The 15,032-nt window shown below is 48.9% G+C and carries 18 protein-coding genes and 1 pseudogene; 13 read left to right on the forward strand and 6 right to left on the reverse strand.

Annotation, left to right across the window (positions count from 1 at the left end):
* The first annotated feature begins 268 nt into the window (after positions 1 to 268).
* A complete protein-coding gene (locus H6G45_RS15895) occupies positions 269 to 493 on the forward strand; it encodes a Calvin cycle protein CP12 (protein ID WP_190599370.1) in 225 nt (74 codons plus the stop codon).
* 159 nt (positions 494 to 652) lie between these two features.
* Here the strand turns inward: H6G45_RS15895 and H6G45_RS15900 are convergent, their stop codons facing one another.
* Positions 653 to 922, reverse strand: a complete 270-nt coding sequence (locus H6G45_RS15900; protein ID WP_190599371.1) for a DUF3143 domain-containing protein — start codon at positions 920 to 922, stop codon at positions 653 to 655.
* Between the two features lie 196 nt (positions 923 to 1,118).
* Between H6G45_RS15900 and H6G45_RS15905 the strand changes: the two genes are divergently transcribed.
* On the forward strand, positions 1,119 to 1,937 hold the full coding sequence (locus H6G45_RS15905; protein WP_199309811.1) for an HpsJ family protein: 819 nt from the start codon (positions 1,119 to 1,121) through the stop codon (positions 1,935 to 1,937).
* 10 nt (positions 1,938 to 1,947) lie between these two features.
* Here the strand turns inward: H6G45_RS15905 and ribF are convergent, their stop codons facing one another.
* The 3 genes from ribF to H6G45_RS15920 form a co-directional block, all read right to left on the reverse strand.
* On the reverse strand, positions 1,948 to 2,889 hold the full coding sequence (ribF, locus tag H6G45_RS15910; protein WP_190599373.1) for a riboflavin biosynthesis protein RibF: 942 nt from the start codon (positions 2,887 to 2,889) through the stop codon (positions 1,948 to 1,950).
* 169 nt (positions 2,890 to 3,058) lie between these two features.
* Entirely contained in the window at positions 3,059 to 3,781 is a 723-nt protein-coding gene (locus H6G45_RS15915; protein WP_190599374.1) for an ABC transporter ATP-binding protein, read from the reverse strand.
* Positions 3,782 to 3,887: 106 nt separating this feature from the next.
* The gene (locus H6G45_RS15920; RefSeq protein ID WP_010872324.1) at positions 3,888 to 4,115 is read right to left on the reverse strand and encodes a ferredoxin family protein; all 228 of its coding nucleotides are present in this window, start codon (positions 4,113 to 4,115) and stop codon (positions 3,888 to 3,890) included.
* A 167-nt stretch (positions 4,116 to 4,282) separates the two neighbouring features.
* On the opposite strand from H6G45_RS15920, the gene glmM reads away from it, so the two are divergent.
* Positions 4,283 to 5,728 (forward strand): phosphoglucosamine mutase, encoded by a 1,446-nt coding sequence (gene glmM / locus H6G45_RS15925; RefSeq protein ID WP_190599375.1) that lies wholly within the window; start codon positions 4,283 to 4,285, stop codon positions 5,726 to 5,728.
* Between the two features lie 102 nt (positions 5,729 to 5,830).
* Here glmM and H6G45_RS15930 read toward each other — a convergent pair whose 3' ends face one another.
* Positions 5,831 to 6,964 (reverse strand): aminoglycoside phosphotransferase family protein, encoded by a 1,134-nt coding sequence (locus tag H6G45_RS15930; protein ID WP_190599376.1) that lies wholly within the window; start codon positions 6,962 to 6,964, stop codon positions 5,831 to 5,833.
* 98 nt (positions 6,965 to 7,062) lie between these two features.
* On the opposite strand from H6G45_RS15930, the gene H6G45_RS15935 reads away from it, so the two are divergent.
* The 3 genes from H6G45_RS15935 to H6G45_RS15945 all read left to right on the forward strand — a co-directional run bounded on the left by H6G45_RS15935 (position 7,063) and on the right by H6G45_RS15945 (position 8,789).
* The gene (locus H6G45_RS15935; protein WP_190599377.1) at positions 7,063 to 7,200 is read left to right on the forward strand and encodes a hypothetical protein; all 138 of its coding nucleotides are present in this window, start codon (positions 7,063 to 7,065) and stop codon (positions 7,198 to 7,200) included.
* Positions 7,201 to 7,241: 41 nt separating this feature from the next.
* Positions 7,242 to 8,162 carry a homoserine kinase gene (gene thrB, locus H6G45_RS15940; protein WP_190599378.1) on the forward strand — a complete coding sequence of 307 codons (921 nt, stop codon included), beginning with the start codon at positions 7,242 to 7,244 and terminating at the stop codon, positions 8,160 to 8,162.
* A gap of 63 nt (positions 8,163 to 8,225) precedes the next feature.
* Positions 8,226 to 8,789 (forward strand): DUF922 domain-containing protein, encoded by a 564-nt coding sequence (locus H6G45_RS15945; protein ID WP_242018204.1) that lies wholly within the window; start codon positions 8,226 to 8,228, stop codon positions 8,787 to 8,789.
* Here the strand turns inward: H6G45_RS15945 and H6G45_RS15950 are convergent.
* Complete coding sequence (locus H6G45_RS15950; protein ID WP_190599380.1) at positions 8,786 to 9,514, reverse strand: precorrin-2 C(20)-methyltransferase; 729 nt, start codon at positions 9,512 to 9,514, stop codon at positions 8,786 to 8,788. The genes H6G45_RS15945 and H6G45_RS15950 overlap by 4 nt on opposite strands.
* Positions 9,515 to 9,633: 119 nt before the next feature.
* Between H6G45_RS15950 and grrP the strand changes: the two genes are divergently transcribed.
* The 7 genes and pseudogenes from grrP (at position 9,634) to H6G45_RS15980 (ending at position 14,987) form a co-directional block, all read left to right on the forward strand.
* Complete coding sequence (grrP, locus tag H6G45_RS15955) at positions 9,634 to 10,533, forward strand: extracellular substrate binding-like orphan protein GrrP (protein WP_190599381.1); 900 nt, start codon at positions 9,634 to 9,636, stop codon at positions 10,531 to 10,533.
* Between the two features lie 114 nt (positions 10,534 to 10,647).
* Positions 10,648 to 11,052, forward strand: coding sequence for a GrrA/OscA1 family cyclophane-containing rSAM-modified RiPP (grrA, locus tag H6G45_RS15960; RefSeq protein ID WP_190599382.1), 405 nt, complete (start codon positions 10,648 to 10,650; stop codon positions 11,050 to 11,052).
* Between the two features lie 65 nt (positions 11,053 to 11,117).
* Positions 11,118 to 11,555 carry a GrrA/OscA1 family cyclophane-containing rSAM-modified RiPP gene (gene grrA, locus H6G45_RS15965; RefSeq protein ID WP_190599383.1) on the forward strand — a complete coding sequence of 146 codons (438 nt, stop codon included), beginning with the start codon at positions 11,118 to 11,120 and terminating at the stop codon, positions 11,553 to 11,555.
* 77 nt (positions 11,556 to 11,632) lie between these two features.
* Positions 11,633 to 12,118 (forward strand): hypothetical protein, encoded by a 486-nt coding sequence (locus H6G45_RS15970; RefSeq protein WP_242018205.1) that lies wholly within the window; start codon positions 11,633 to 11,635, stop codon positions 12,116 to 12,118.
* 39 nt (positions 12,119 to 12,157) lie between these two features.
* Positions 12,158 to 13,345: a cyclophane-forming radical SAM/SPASM peptide maturase GrrM/OscB gene (gene grrM, locus H6G45_RS15975; RefSeq protein ID WP_190599384.1), complete on the forward strand. Its 1,188-nt coding sequence runs from the start codon at positions 12,158 to 12,160 to the stop codon at positions 13,343 to 13,345.
* A 248-nt stretch (positions 13,346 to 13,593) separates the two neighbouring features.
* Positions 13,594 to 13,748: pseudogene (locus H6G45_RS19645) on the forward strand (IS1 family transposase); the annotation flags it as partial.
* A gap of 81 nt (positions 13,749 to 13,829) precedes the next feature.
* Complete coding sequence (locus tag H6G45_RS15980) at positions 13,830 to 14,987, forward strand: transporter substrate-binding domain-containing protein (RefSeq protein ID WP_190599385.1); 1,158 nt, start codon at positions 13,830 to 13,832, stop codon at positions 14,985 to 14,987.
* Positions 14,988 to 15,032: the final 45 nt, after the last annotated feature.

Consider the following 15,032-nt stretch of genomic DNA (forward strand, 5'->3'; position numbering starts at 1 on the left):
TGACCTATGAGCGAAATTAAACTTAATTAAACTTGGGGATTGGTTTAGTTGACCCAATGCTTTCCCCTAGGAAACTGTTGTGATTATTTTCACAATTCTTAATACTATCCCCGGCGGTGGCCCCCTTGGGCCCGATGGGGTAAGTTAGGGTTGGCAAAGTGAGGAAAACCGCATATTACCGTTGTGGTTTCTTCTACCCAAAGCCAACCAAATTCGCTAACATGAATGAGCCTTACTCTCTGTAGATAATCGTAGGCGGTTAAACTTTATGAGCAATATTCAAGAAAAAATCGAACAGGAGCTAGCCAACGCTAGACAAGTTTGCGGTGCCGATGAAGCTTCTCCGGCGGAGTGCGCTGCAGCCTGGGACGCTGTGGAAGAGCTAGAAGCGGAAGCCGCCCACCAACGTCAACAACATCCCGCCCAAACCCCCCTAGAAAAATTCTGTGACGAAAACCCCGACGCCGCCGAGTGCCGTATTTATGATGACTAGGGGACAGTAACCCCAACCCACTAACCATAACTGGCGATCGCCAGGATTCCCGAAACGATGTTTTTGGTTGGAGCAGTGACAATTTCCTGGGGGTTGTTACTGCTTTTTGCTGTTTGTGCTGGAGGGATGGGGGTAAACCATATCTCCCCGTGGTAAAACCTAAGGCCCTTCCAGTACCGCGGCTTCCACATCTTGTCGGCTGAGGGAGTATTTAAAGCTCCGCACCACTTGGCGCTGGGGTTGCTGGGGGAAGTAGCAGATGACTAATTCCTCCGTGTCCAAACTCAGTTCCGCATCCCAATCCCCTTGCTTAAGCATCCAACAATGGCGATCGCCACGGTCTTGCTGACACCCCAGGGCCATGAGCCAGCGTTCTAGTTGGGGCAGGGGATGGTTATAGAGGGGGGTTTCCGGTGCGGGGAGACTCATGGGCAATGGCAAAATGGAAAATAATTTGGTGGACGTTGGCTTAATTCGCCTAATCTAATCTAGACCATCTAACTTTGATCTTGGATCTTGTTTAAACCGCCAATGGGAGGCGGCACCAACGCTACCATTGCCCCCCGTGCTAGGAAAGTGCTTAGCTAAGATGGCGTATAGTATATTGCGTTGCTCTCTGGAATCTATGAACATCCCTGCCTTTACCGCCCTGACGTTGAAGTTGTTCGGCGTTATTTTCGTCCTCATTGCCCTGCTGGATTTTGTTAGCCTCATTTTCCCTCTGCAAATGGCTGATCCCCAGTGGCAGTTGACAACGATAACGGGCATTGTCGACCGGGGCATAGTGCCCATGTTGGGTATGGGGTTGATTTCCCTTGGTTACTTGGTGGATACCATGGCGAAAACCGCTACGACGTCCCCCAAAGGTGGTTTTGATTTACGGATGCCGGTTTATATTTTGGCGATCGCCTTGGGATTAGTCTTTTTATTGTTGATCCCCATACATTTGACCAATGTGAACCAAATTAAAACAGCGGAGTTGGCCCAACTAGAAACCCAGATCGGCCAGGGGCAACAACAGGTGGAAGGGGCCCTCAGGCAATTTGATGCCCTGTCCCAAAATCCAGAAGCATTGGAACAACAAATCAAAGAAGGGGAGCAACTGTTAGCGGCCGGTCAGGCGAATGGGAATCCCTTAAACCAAGAGCAGTTAGCTAATATTGAGCGCCAAGTGAACGAACTCAAAGGTCTCCAGGAAATGTCTAAAGACCCGGCCGCCCTGAAGGCAAAGATGGAAGAAATTAAAACTAATTTGGAAACCCAGGTGGCGGAGCAACGGCAAAAAGTGGAAAGCCAAGCCTCTAATCAAGCCCTCAAGCAAGGTTTACGGGTGGGACTAAGCAGTTTAATGCTCTCCATTGGTTTTGCCGCCTTTGGCGCTTTGGGTCTGAGGAATTTACTTTCCGCGTCTCCGACTCCCCCCAGTGCCGATCCCCTTGCCTAGATTAGGGCCGTTAGGTCATAGCCCCATCCAGATTAAGTAATTTTTCTGCCCGGCGACAATCCTGACTGATCTGATTTTTTAGCTGGTCCAAGCCAGCAAATTTTGTTTCGGCCCGGAGATAGTGGGTCAAAGCCACCTCCAGGCCTTGGCCGTATAAATCCCCTGACCATTGCAGGAGATGCACTTCCGCTGAAGGTTCCTGCCCGTTGACTGTGGGGCGATCGCCAAGGTTAATTACCGCTGGTATGGGCACAGCTAAGGCATCTAAGTTGACCCAACCCGCATAAACTCCATACTTGGGCCAGAGCTTATCTTCCGGTAAACAAAGATTAGCGGTGGGAAAGCCCAATTTACGACCCAATTGCTGTCCCTGCACCACCGTCCCCCGCAGGGCATAGGGCCTTCCCAACAACTGATTGGCCATGGCTAACTTGCCTTCCTTTAGGGCGCGGCGAATGCGCGAACTACTAATCCTTTCCGTATCCGTTTGTTCCAACTGGGCGATCGCCACGGTGATGCCAAATTCTTGGCCGAGGTTTTGTAAATCCTGCACATTGCCCCGCCGTTGATGACCAAAGCAAAAATCCTGGCCGACGCTGATAAATTTGGCTTGCAACTGTTCCACTAGGATAGATTGGACAAATTGCCTGGGGCTAAGGTTGGCTAAGTTTTCCGTAAAGGGTAACAACACCAACTGTTCCATGCCGATCGCCGTCAATTGCTCCACCTTCTCCGGCAAGGGGGTCAATAAAGGTTGGGTGCGCCCACTGAAAAAACTGCGGGGATGGGGATTAAAACTAACCACCGCCGAATGTAGGGGATGTTCCAGTCCCTGGGCAAAATCCATCACCTGACGCAACACCGCCCCATGGCCCCGATGGACCCCATCAAAGTTTCCCAGGGCGATCGCCGTGGGGGTTTGCAAAACATTGGTGGCGGAAAGAATATGCAAAGTAATTGGTAATTAATAATGGCGATTATCGGTCAGGACTGAAACGATCTGGGTAATGGGTAAGGAAAAAACGTCATTGTTCACAGATGGGAAAACATCATTGAAGGATTGCAGATACCGGGCGGTTAGCGATTATTTAGCCACAGAAACGGTCTAATCCTGGAAAAATTTAAGCGTGGTAGGCCGCCCCCAAATAGAGTTCTCCCACCAAAGGATCATTCAGTAGACTTTGCCCCGACCCCTCCAACTTATCCTGGCCATTTTCCAGCACGTAACCCCGATCAGCCATCATCAAAGCCTGTTTGGCATTTTGCTCCACCAAAATAATCGCCTTACCAGTGGAATTAATCGCCTTAATTTGGGCAAACACATCCTTAACCAAAATGGGTGACAGAGCCGCCGACGGTTCATCTAGCAACAACAAATCCGGGTCTAACATCAAAGCCCGACCCATGGCCAACATTTGCCGTTCCCCGCCTGATAAAGTCCCAGCCCTCTGGTTACGGCGTTGGGCCAATTTAGGAAACATGGTGTAAATGCGGTCCTTGAGGGTTTGGGTGGGGCCCTGGTGGAGAAAAGCCCCCATATCTAAATTTTCTGCCACCGTTAGGCTGCCAAACACGTTACAAACCTGGGGCACATAGCACATACCCCGGCGCACAATTTGGTCAGAACCAAGGCCAGCAATGTTTTTACCCTTAAAAATAATCTCCCCCTGGCTGGGGGTCAGTAAACCAAAAATGGTTTTGGCTAGGGTTGATTTTCCCGCTCCATTGGGACCAATGACTGTGACCAACTCCCCCGGCGCAATGGAAAAATTAATGCCCTGCAAAATGGGCACATCGGCCACATAGCCAGCAAATACATCCTTAACAACGAGGAGGTCAGACATAGGTAAAGGGTGGAAAAGTTTGATCGACCCAGGCCGGGGAACTCAGTGAATATCAGTCAACTAGTCGTATTTAAGCTAGCCCAGGGCAGTTGACTCTCTCCCAACCCTAGGCAGGACTTTTTTGTAAATCGGGCCGTTCCTCTGGCAGGATAGCCCCCTCCACTGGACAGACCTGGAGACAAATGCCGCAATCAATGCAGGTGGCAAAGTCGATCCAGTACCAATCAGTGCCAATGGTATTTTTCCCGTCTCCGGGGTGAATGCAGGCTACGGGGCAGGCTTCTACACAATCGGCCACGCCTTCGCAGGTTTCCGTAACAATGGTGTGGGGCATATTTCGCCGGAATCAGAATTTCAAAAGTTGGCGGATTTTTACAAATCGTCACAGTTCTAAGGGTAGCGGACGTTCAACCCCTGAGGCAATCCACTGGAGCGTGATTTACCTGAAATTTCCCGAAGCAGTTATCCTGAGAGGAAGAATTGTGTGAGGAAAATTTTCAGATGGTTGCGTCCCCCATCCACAGCCGTGGTTTAGATTTGCCTTTGCCTTCAACGATGGGAGAATTCGGCCTCAGTTTGCCCCGATCGCCATTGTTTGGTACGGACGGTATTCGGGGTAAGGCGGGGGAATTGTTGACAGCGCCTTTGGCTTTATCCTTGGGCTTTTGGGCGGGACAGGTGTTGCGGCACCACGCTGATGTTTCCGGGCCGGTGATTATTGGCCAAGATTCTCGCCTTTCCAGTGATATGCTCGCCAACGCCATGGCCGCCGGCTTGAACAGTGCGGGGGTGGAGGTGTGGCAACTAGGGCTTTGTCCTACTCCCTGCGTGGCCTACCTCACCAGAAAGACAGCGGCGATCGGGGGCATCATGATTTCCGCTAGCCATAACCCACCGGAAGATAATGGCATCAAGTTTTTTGATCACCAGGGACTGAAATTGCCTAAATCCCTGGCCATGGCGATCGAAGCCGGACTACGGGGCCAAAGCCAAACTTCTGCTCTCAATACCAGCCAGTGGGGTCGCAGCTACGGCCAACCCCAGCGCGTTCAGCATTACCAGGATTTTTTGCTAAGTAGTTTGCCCCAACCCTTAGATTTTCAGGGACTAAAAGTGGTGCTGGATCTGGCCTGGGGGGCTTCGGTGAATTTAGCACCCCATATTTTTCGCAGTTTAGGGGCAGAGGTGGTGGCCCTGCACGATTTGGCCGATGGCAGTCAAATTAACGTCGATTGTGGCTCCACCCATTTACACCGTTTGCAAAGGGCAGTACGGGAAACTGGGGCGGATTTAGGTTTTGCCTTTGACGGCGATGCGGACCGGGTGATGGCAGTGGATGCCCAAGGCCGCCCAGTGGACGGGGATTACATTCTCTTTTTGTGGGGTAAAACCCTCCAGCAAAGCAATCATCTGCCTGATAACTTAATTGTCGGCACTGTCATGGCCAACTTGGCCTTCGAGCGGGCCTGGGAGAAGTTGGGGGGTAAGTTAATTCGCACTGCCGTGGGGGACCAAAACGTCCAAGCCCAAATGTGGGAAACCGGAGCCATGCTGGGAGGAGAGCAGTCGGGACATATTATTTGTCATCACCATAGCTATTCCGGGGATGGCCTGCAGGCGGCCCTGCACTTAACCGCCCTAGTGCAACAGTCTGGTTTATCCCTGGGGGAACTGCTGGCGGAAAGTTTCCACCCCTATCCCCAAATTCTCCGCAACATCAGGGTGCTAGACCGGGAGCGTCGTTTGCATTGGCAAGAATGCACCTCTTTGCAACAGGCGATCGCCACGGCGGAAGAGTCCATGGGCGACACAGGAAGAATTTTAGTGCGGGCTTCGGGCACGGAACCCCTGATTCGAGTCATGGTGGAGGCGGCCTGTGCGGAGACGGCAGCCCACTGGTCGGCACAACTCACCAGCGCTGTGCAATGCCATTTGGGAGACAGTTAACAGTTATCGGTTAGCCAAAAGAGCTTGCAAAACCGCAGTTCACTACCCATAACCGTGGCAAACTGAGCGGTGGCAAGGACGCCTCGTTGTCAGAAAAAGGCTTCAGCCCCTAATGTCATTAATCATCCGACCAATGGCATCCTCTTGGCTTTGAATGTCGCTGGCTAACTGGAATTGCACCAAAGCTCTGATTAGATTGTGCTCAGGATATTTAACTTTGAAATAGCGATCGCCGTTGAGGTAATCGGTGAAGAACCGCAGTCCCAACTCAAAGCTGATGAGGGCAATGGCGGGAAACAAATAATCGTAATCAGCAGAGGTGAGAAAATGTTGACATTGGGGTAAATAACCCGCCAAAATTGCGCGACAGAGGTCTAGATCAAATTCCACCGCTGACCAATTTTCCGTTTCTTCCCCCAACAGGTTACAACCGGAACGTAAACAATCACCCAAATCGTAATGGATTAAGCCTGGTTTAGTGGTATCTAAATCAATCACGCTGACCGCTTGTCCCGATTGGCGATCGAACAAAATATTATTAACTTTAGGATCGCCGTGCATTAAACGCAGGGGTAATTGCCCTTTGGCTTTAGCTTGTTCCAACACGGCACAGCGGCCAATCCAGGTTTCAATCACCCTCTGGCAATGGTTAATTTCTCGGCTTAATGCTCCCGTTAGCCTTGGGCTCTGGGCCAATGCCTGCTGATACTGTTCCAGGTAAACAGGGGTATGGTGAAATCCTGGCAGGGTATCGACTAATTTACTAGGGGAAAGATCGCTCAGCAGTTGATGGAAAATGCCTAGGGCTGTGCCCACTTCCCTGGCCTGGGCTGGGTTGGTCAGGGTGTCAAAGGATTCTGAACCGGCAATGAAACTTATGGCCCGCCAAAATTCGCCAGTGCCCGAATCCCAATGGTCCTGATTATTTTTAGTTAAAATCACTTCCGGCATTAACCAAGGACGTTCCAGGGGATGCCGTTGTAATTTTTGCTTAATATGGGTAGTTACCTTGACCATATTACCCATCACCGCCGCTGGATTTTTAAATACCTCGTGATTGATCCTTTGCAAAACAAAACTAGTCTGGGTTTCGCCATCTAAATCCACCAAAAAAGTGTCATTAATATTGCCGTTGCCAAAGGATTTGATCTGGATAATTTTTCCCTGGTGATCAAATTGATCCGCAATGGCAAAAACTTTTTCTGCTACGTTCGATATTTTCCCAGTGGATTCCATTGGCTAAGCTTTACTCCCCAAATGAATATAAGTAAATATTAATAAATCATCATTGGCTGAATAGATGGATATTTTAGTCCCATTAACCCCATTACCACATGGCCATCCAGCCAGTTAGCCATAGCCCTGATGAACTATTTTCGGCTCAGCAGAAATTAATCATAGCCACTAGGCGATCGCCGATGGGTTGGACTGCCGGTCAGCCCACTATTGCCTCTGGCCCAGACCAAGCCTGATAATGCCAGAGCATTAATCCCCATTTTTTCTGCTATTTGCCATGGTCAGCTTCACCGTTTCTGTGCCCGCCACCACCGCCAATATTGGCCCAGGCTTTGATTGTTTGGGGGCGGCCCTGGGGTTATATAACCATGTGACGGTGACCAGCCCGACGGATCCGGAAGTTGATTTATTGATCGAAGCCCGGGGCAGGGACGGAGAAAAAATCAGCACTGACAAAGACAATTTACTCTACCAAGCCATTGCCTATTTTTATCAACAAATCGGGCAGGCCGTACCTCCCCTAAAACTAGAGATTGACTTAGAAATTCCTTTGGCACGGGGTTTGGGCAGTTCGGCCACGGCCATTGTGGGGGGATTATTGGCGGCCAATCAGGCGGCGGGTAATCCTTGTACTGAGGAAGAAATTTTGCAGATGGCGATCGCCATGGAAGGGCATCCCGACAATGTGGCCCCGGCCCTATTGGGGGGTTGTCAGTTGGCCGTCAAAAATGGTGACCATTGGCAATTGGTTGCCCTAGATTGGCCGAGCCAATTTGTCCCAGTGTTGGCCATTCCCAATTTTGAACTATCCACTGAAGCCGCCCGGGCTGTTCTTCCCCATCAGTATGACCGTAGTGCCGCTATTTTTAATGCTTCCCACCTAGCGCTATTGGTACAGGCTTTTAACCAAAGTCGGGGGGACTGGTTGGCCCTAGCTCTCCAGGATCAAATCCATCAACCCTATCGCCAGAGTTTAATCCCTGCCTACGACCAACTCCACCAAGCCGCCCTAGCCGCCGGGGCCTACAACCTAGTGATTAGCGGTGCCGGCCCCACCCTATTGGCGATCGCCGACGAAGTCCGGGCTCCCCAAGTCGCTTCCACCCTAGTGGAAACCTGGCATAATGCCGGCATTGAGGCCGAAAGCCATTGTTTGCCCATTGATACCAAGGGCGCAACCATTACTAAATTGAGGTAACCATTACCAACGGTGGACAGGCTGAGGAAAATGTATGTTAAACCAGCATTGCTTGGCCCATTAATGATAATTTTGGGACTGCTTTGGACAGCCAGAGTAGAAGCGGAACCCATTGTTAAAGTCGAGTACAAATACTACTCCATTTACCCAAAAACTAAATGGGACTTAAACGATGAATTAAATCGACGTAGCCCAATTATTTTTCAGGGAAAACGGTATCGTGGTTACACTCAATGGTTAGTGCGCTGGCAGTATCAATGGTGGTCCACGGCCCAACAATGTCAAATCACCACCGTTACCACCAACCTCGATGTTACCTATACCCTGCCCCGCATTCCTACTAATCACCCCACTGATCCAGAAGCCCGACGAGTTTTTAATCGCTACTTAGCCGCCCTCTTTAAGCATGAGGAAAACCACAAAAATTCTGGCCTTTATGCAGCTAGATCCATTGAAAAAGCTTTACTGAACTTGGGTCCATTTCCCAACTGTAAGGGTTTAGAAACCAAAGCTGAAAGCACTGCTCAACAGATTATCCAGCGTTACCGCCAAAGGGATCTGGATTACGATCGCCAAACAGATCATGGCCGCAAAGAAGGCATTATGATCGAAAATTTTCTCCGTTAATTTTTCCGAATTTTATTTTGGTTTTGCTTGATCAACATCAGAGAAAAATAGGATAGGGACAACTGGGGATAGTTACTAAGGGGATGATAAATTTTTTCCTCGGTGGTAGAAATTTTTTCCAGCACCCAGGTCTGGTCTAATAGTTCCCTTTTAGCTAAAATTTCCCACACCTGTTCATACACCATTCGCACTTTCATCAATACCACCGCCTCTGCCCAATCCAACGCTTTTTCCAATTCTTCTGGGCAATATAATGCCGGCAAAATTGCTAATTTTTCTTCCTGGCAAGTGAGGGGTAAGCCCAGGGCGGAAGCTCCGGCAAAGGGGGAACTCACCCCAGCGATGTAGTTGATCACCAACTGGGGATGGTTACTTTTTAACGTCTGGGCAAGGTAGGTGAAGGTGCTGTAAAAGCTGATGTCTCCTTCGCAGGCAAAGGCCACATCTACTCCTTTTTCTAAATAGGGCCAAACTTTTGCTGCTGCCTCTTCCCAGGCCTTTTCTAGAATCTCTTCCTTTTGCACATAGGGAAATTTTAAGGGCAAGGAAATTTGTTCTGGGAGAAGATGGGGGGTAATAATTCCCTCGGCAACCCCCGATCTCCCTTGGAGTCCAGCGGGAAAAGCCACCACGGGACAAGCTTGCAGAGTTTTTAACCCCTTGAGGGTAATTAGCTCCGGATCGCCGGGGCCCACACTAACGCCATAGAGAATACCAAGTGTCATGGACAAAGATAAAAATAGGAATAAAAATATGGTTTTTTATTTGTAATAGTTCTTTACTTTACCCAGACAAAAGCCGGTCTATATTAGACTGGACGCAAACTTTTGGGTTAATTAATGCCATGTTGAAGCAGTTGTCAGCCACCTTCATTGGACTGTTACTCGCCACGGTGGGTGCCCAGGCGGCGATCGCCGAAACCGTAATGGAGAAAATTATTCGCACGGGTAATCTAACCATTGGGGCAAACCTGGACACTGTGCCCTTCTCCTATATCAACGAAAACAATGAGGTGGTGGGCTACTCCATTGACATTGCCGATCGCATCCGGGAGGAAGTGGGTAAGGAATTGGGGCGGGAAGTGGTTCTGCAAATTGTGGAAGTACAAGATATGAAAGATGCCCTGCCCAAGGTCAAAAACGGTGAGCTAGACATTGTCTGTAATACCGCCTTTACCTGGGAGCGGGACCGCTACGTTGACTTTACCGCTAGCTATGCAGTGGCTGGTGTCCAACTACTTGTGCCCAATGACACCCCGATCAATTCTCCCGAAACGTTAATGGGACGGCGGGTGGCCCTGGTGCCCAACACCATTGTGGAGGATGCAGTGAAAATTGCCCAAGCTGACATCGAAGTGGTGCCCGTTCCCAGTGTGCGGGCCGGCATGGAAGCCCTTAAAAAGGGCACAGTGGATGCAGTGGCGGCGGACGGTATTCAACTAGCAGGCCTAAGGCAGGTATTGGATATGCCTGACACCAAAATTATTCCCCAACCGGCGCAAATTAGGTATGGGGTCGGTTGTATGGTGCGGGAGGGCAATCCCAGCTTTTTGCGCTTGGCTAATCGGGCTCTGGTGCGGCTAGCGGAGGGCTATGTCCAGGGCGATCCGGAAGACGTGGCCATCGTTGACAAATGGATTGGTACCGAGGGAATTGTGCCAGTGGACAATGACAATCTCCGTCAGTTCTTTAATTACCTGGTGATTACCCACGAGCAGGTGATGGAACCCAAAAATGGCCAGTAAATGAGGTTGATTTTGATGGATGGTAATTTGGTTGGTACCTTTTGGGGGCTGTTCCGACCTTGCCTCGTCCCAATCCCTAGCCCCATTGTTTTTGTCGATTTTTAGGTATTTGTCATGAACTCTAACCAACTTGGCTGGACTGCTTTCCTCGTGGCGATCGCCAGTGTGGCATCCTCCCCTGCTGAAGCCGCCGTGGTCGACAATGATGTCTCCAGTCAAAGTGGCACCATCGAATCCCGTATTGCCCGTATCCACTCCACCATTAGCAATAAAGCTGATTCCACCAATCTCCTCGGCAGTGTTGCCCCCTCTCCGGAAGTCCCCCCCCAAGTGGCAATCGGTTGGGGTAATGGACGGGGCGGCGGTACCTTTGTCAACTTAGGCCGGGGCGGCTGGGGCAATGGGGGCGGCGGCGGTGGCTGGGGTAATGTTAATCCCTGGCGTAATGGCTGGGGCGATCGGGGCGGTTTCTATAACCGTCGTTGGCCCAACGGGGGCGGCTTCATCAACCGTTGGTAGAGCTTATCATTGAAGTCTGACCTGTCCTTTTCTGCTATCACCTCATCAATCCGGGAGAAATATCTATGTCCATCAATAACTGCTCTAGCTGGATGGCATTCGTTCTTGCCCTCACGGCGATCGGGACAGTGGCAGAACCCAGCTCCGCCCTAGAAGCTAATCCCCATAATCCCCTAGCCACTCGCTTAAATAACCTGAGTGCGGCCCTGCAACAACGAGCCAATCAACTTCCTTCCCAGGAAGTCCCCAGCAATCGAGCTGATTTGCAAGCAGGTTTTGCTAACCGGGGTGGTGGTGGCGGTGGTTTTGGTAATGCCCGGCGGGGAGGATGGGGCAATGGCGCTGGCGGTGGTGGCTTTGCCAATGTAGGGCGAGGCGGCTGGGCCGATGGCGGTGGTGGTGGCGGTTTTGCCAATATCAATAATCCCTGGGGCAACGGTTGGGGGGATGGCGGTGGCTTTGCGAACCGGGTTGGTGGCGGCGGTTTTGTTAACCGTTGGTAGTAAGGGATCAGCCTCTCAGAAAGGATTCTGAACCTTGAGACCAAGGGAAAGCAAATTTGTTTTTTTCTTCCTTTGCCATGTTTGATTGTCCGGCGGCCATGATTGCTCTAGTAATTGGTGGTTATCAATTGCTGGCGATCGCCCCTTTGATGGCCGGCCCGTCGGATGCCATTGACAATAGGTTTCAAGATATGATGCAGGGCTTTTCTGAGTGTCGGCTGGAGGGCATGTATATTGCTCCTTGGGAAGGCATTGATCGTCCTAGTCAGGAATTTTTTGATGATCTTTTCCCTGAAAAAATTGAAGATGACTTTGCTTACTACCAAATTCAAACTAACTATTACGGTCTCCCCGTCACAGAAATCATGATCCCGGCTGGTACCTGGGGGGTCTATGCTGTCACGTTTGATGTTCCCATAGAAATTTCCCGGGACCGACTGCAAAAAGTATTCGGTTCTAGTTTTAAAGAATCTGAAGCATCGGAATCAGGATTAGCGCCGGAATTAATTATCGATCCGGACGATACACAAAAGTCAATTTGGTTATGTACACCGCCTTTTTGATGGCGATAACCGACTATTTATTTTAATTGGTAACTGCTTATGCAAGGCTTAGTCAAGGAAACTACAACGGTTGATTCTAGCTTAGATATAACTAAATTTGGTCCCACTACTTTAGTTATTATTCAACCCACTTCCTACTGCAATTTAGATTGCGATTACTGTTACCTACCCGATCGCCATTTAAAAAACCATCTGCCCTTGGAACTGCTGGAGCCAATTATGCAGGCAATTTTTGCCAGCCCATTCACCACTAGCAACTTTAGTCTTTGTTGGCATGCAGGGGAACCATTGGCCGCTGGACTAGAATTTTACCGCCAAGCCTTTGCCCAGATTGAAGCCTACGGCGAAAAATATAATCACCGCCAGTTGTGGTTTGACCACTCTTTTCAAAGTAATGGTATTTTAATCAACCAAGCTTGGTGTGACTTGTTTAAACAATATCCTGTCCATGTGGGCATTAGCCTCGACGGTCCCGCTTTCCTCCATGATAAACACCGTAAAACCAGAACGGGGCGGGGTAGTCATGCCGCCACCATGCGGGGCATTGAATGGTTACAGAAAAACGATATTTGCCATAGCGTTATTGCCGTTTTAACGGAGGAATCTTTAGATTATCCTGATGAAATTTTCCATTTTTTCCGGGATCATAATCTACTGGATGTGGGCTTTAATATGGAAGAAACGGAAGGCATTAATACGGAATCTTCCCTTAATAAAGAGGGGACTTTGCAAAGATATAGACAATTTTTGGAAAGATTTTGGCAATTGACCAGCTCCAGCGAGCCAGAGTTTCGGGTGCGGGAATTTGAATGTTTATGTAACCTAATTTACACTGAAGACCGCCTCGACCACACAGATATGAATCGCCCCTTTGCCATTGTCAGCATTGACCACCAGGGCAATTTTTCCACCTTTGATCCAGAATTATTAGCCATTAAAACGCCCCAGTATGGTGATTTTATTTTGGGGAATGTGTTAACGGATTCCTTTGAATGTGTCTGTCAAACGGAAAAATTCCAGCGCATTTATTACGACATGACCGAGGGGGTAGAAAAATGTCGCCAAACCTGTGACTATTTCGGCCTATGTGGCGGCGGTGCTGGCAGTAATAAGTTTTGGGAAAATGGCAGTTTCAACTCGACTGAGACTCTAGCATGTCGTTTCCGCATTCAGCAGGTGGCGGAAGTGGTTATTGGTTCTTTGGAAGAGTCCCTCGGATTAACCTAAAAATTATCGACAGCCTAACCCAAATTTGGGGGAGCAGGGGGGAGTTAAAACACGCTCTTAGCTCGACTTTGTCGATTTTAAAAAACCTTGGCAATTATTCTAAAAGTCTCTCAGGGTAATGCTTCTGACTTTTCAAATGTCGCTGTTTGATGGCAATGTTGAGAAGGTCCTAAAGTAATACATCTAAAAACCTCACTCTCTCGTTTGGGCTTTAGAGAATTTGGATAAAGTCGAGCTTAGATGTGAAATCCGCCGTAGAAAGATTTAATAATACCTTAAGATAAAGATGCTCAAGATTGTTCAGGAAGTGCCTTTCATTTTCTAAAAACTTCTTCAATCATGAATCTGCAATTCTGTATTTCTCAACCATTATAATAAGGATTTAAAGTTAACCTTGTTATAATTTGACTACATGAATAACACCATCAATTATTTAAGATTACTTCTACTATCTTTTGAAAAGTATTAAATATAATTTATGTTGATGTTGATTCGTCATTTTTTGATTGCCATTGTTTTGAGTTATCCATTTTTGATTCCCCCATCTATCAAGGCTCAAGATGATCTGACTCAACCATTACCATCGCCTTTGCCGTCGCCCCCTGGATTGCGGGTTGGCTTTGCAGGGGATGCCCCAGTGGTTGTACTTTCCGAGGCCGGACAAATTCAGGGCATTGCAGTGGAAATTTGGCAGGAAGTGGCCAATAAACTCCAGCTTAACTATGAAATAGTATCCTATCCTTCCGTTCCTGATGCACTACTTTACTTGGGTTCAGGTGACGTTGATGTTGTCCTTGGAACGGTGACGGTGACCCAGGAGCGGTTAGAAAAGTTTGATTTCACCCAACCGATCGCCCAGGATGAGTTAACCTTGTTAGTTCACTCTTCTCGCCATAACCTGTGGAGCACGATCCGACCGTTTTTTGGCTGGGCATTTATTTCTTCCGTCGGGGTAATTTATCTTTGCTTAGTGGTAGTGGGGCATTTGCTTTGGCTGACGGAGTTTCGCCGTAATCCCGAGCAGTTTCCGCCGCAATACACAAAAGGCGTTAGGGAGGGGATCTGGTGTGCCGTAGCGACGTTTACCACCGTGGGCTACGGCGATCGTTATCCGATTACCCCGTTGGGACGCACGGTTGCCGGCGGGTGGGCCATTATTTCTGTCGCCATTGTTAGTTCATTAACGGCGGGCATTGCAACGACGTTAACGTTGGCAATTTCCCAATCCACGACGGAACAATTTCGTCGCCCTGGGGATTTAGGCAATGCTAGGATTGCCGTCATCGCCGACTCAACAGCAGAACAATGGGCGCGATATTATCATGCCAAAATTTATCCAGTAAAAAACTTTACTTCGGCGATCGCCTTGTTAGATCAAAAAAAAGTAGCAGGTGTGATGTATTCCCGCTTTTTTTTGGAAAATCACTTAGAGCAAAATCCGCAACTCCCCTATCAAATTGCAAGTTTTGGCATCGGTATCGAAAATTTTAGCATCGCCCTCACTCCGAATAGCCCTCTTACTCAACCATTAAACAAAGCAATTTTTGATGTTGACACCCAGTTGCGATTTAAACGCATTTCTGAAAGCTGGTTTAACATCAATGATGATTCCGATAATACGGACGAAATCCCTGGCCAATAAAATTTACCCCAATTATTTTTTTAGGAATTCATCTATGTATCTTGT

It is taken from the genome of Synechocystis sp. FACHB-383 (genome assembly GCF_014698605.1).
Classification (GTDB): Bacteria; Cyanobacteriota; Cyanobacteriia; order Cyanobacteriales; family Microcystaceae; genus Synechocystis; species Synechocystis salina.

Coding starts and splice junctions, on each gene's coding strand:
- H6G45_RS15920 (WP_010872324.1), bottom strand. CDS start 4,115: ATGCCCCACACCATTGTTACGGAAACCTGCGAAGGCGTGGCCGATTGT.
- grrM (WP_190599384.1), top strand. CDS start 12,158: ATGCAAGGCTTAGTCAAGGAAACTACAACGGTTGATTCTAGCTTAGAT.
- H6G45_RS15980 (WP_190599385.1), top strand. CDS start 13,830: ATGTTGATTCGTCATTTTTTGATTGCCATTGTTTTGAGTTATCCATTT.
- H6G45_RS15900 (WP_190599371.1), bottom strand. CDS start 922: ATGAGTCTCCCCGCACCGGAAACCCCCCTCTATAACCATCCCCTGCCC.
- grrA (WP_190599383.1), top strand. CDS start 11,118: ATGTCCATCAATAACTGCTCTAGCTGGATGGCATTCGTTCTTGCCCTC.
- H6G45_RS15970 (WP_242018205.1), top strand. CDS start 11,633: ATGTTTGATTGTCCGGCGGCCATGATTGCTCTAGTAATTGGTGGTTAT.
- glmM (WP_190599375.1), top strand. CDS start 4,283: ATGGTTGCGTCCCCCATCCACAGCCGTGGTTTAGATTTGCCTTTGCCT.
- thrB (WP_190599378.1), top strand. CDS start 7,242: ATGGTCAGCTTCACCGTTTCTGTGCCCGCCACCACCGCCAATATTGGC.
- H6G45_RS15930 (WP_190599376.1), bottom strand. CDS start 6,964: ATGGAATCCACTGGGAAAATATCGAACGTAGCAGAAAAAGTTTTTGCC.
- H6G45_RS15945 (WP_242018204.1), top strand. CDS start 8,226: ATGATAATTTTGGGACTGCTTTGGACAGCCAGAGTAGAAGCGGAACCC.
- grrP (WP_190599381.1), top strand. CDS start 9,634: ATGTTGAAGCAGTTGTCAGCCACCTTCATTGGACTGTTACTCGCCACG.
- H6G45_RS15915 (WP_190599374.1), bottom strand. CDS start 3,781: ATGTCTGACCTCCTCGTTGTTAAGGATGTATTTGCTGGCTATGTGGCC.
- grrA (WP_190599382.1), top strand. CDS start 10,648: ATGAACTCTAACCAACTTGGCTGGACTGCTTTCCTCGTGGCGATCGCC.
- H6G45_RS15935 (WP_190599377.1), top strand. CDS start 7,063: ATGGCCATCCAGCCAGTTAGCCATAGCCCTGATGAACTATTTTCGGCT.
- H6G45_RS15950 (WP_190599380.1), bottom strand. CDS start 9,514: ATGACACTTGGTATTCTCTATGGCGTTAGTGTGGGCCCCGGCGATCCG.
- H6G45_RS15895 (WP_190599370.1), top strand. CDS start 269: ATGAGCAATATTCAAGAAAAAATCGAACAGGAGCTAGCCAACGCTAGA.
- H6G45_RS15905 (WP_199309811.1), top strand. CDS start 1,119: ATGAACATCCCTGCCTTTACCGCCCTGACGTTGAAGTTGTTCGGCGTT.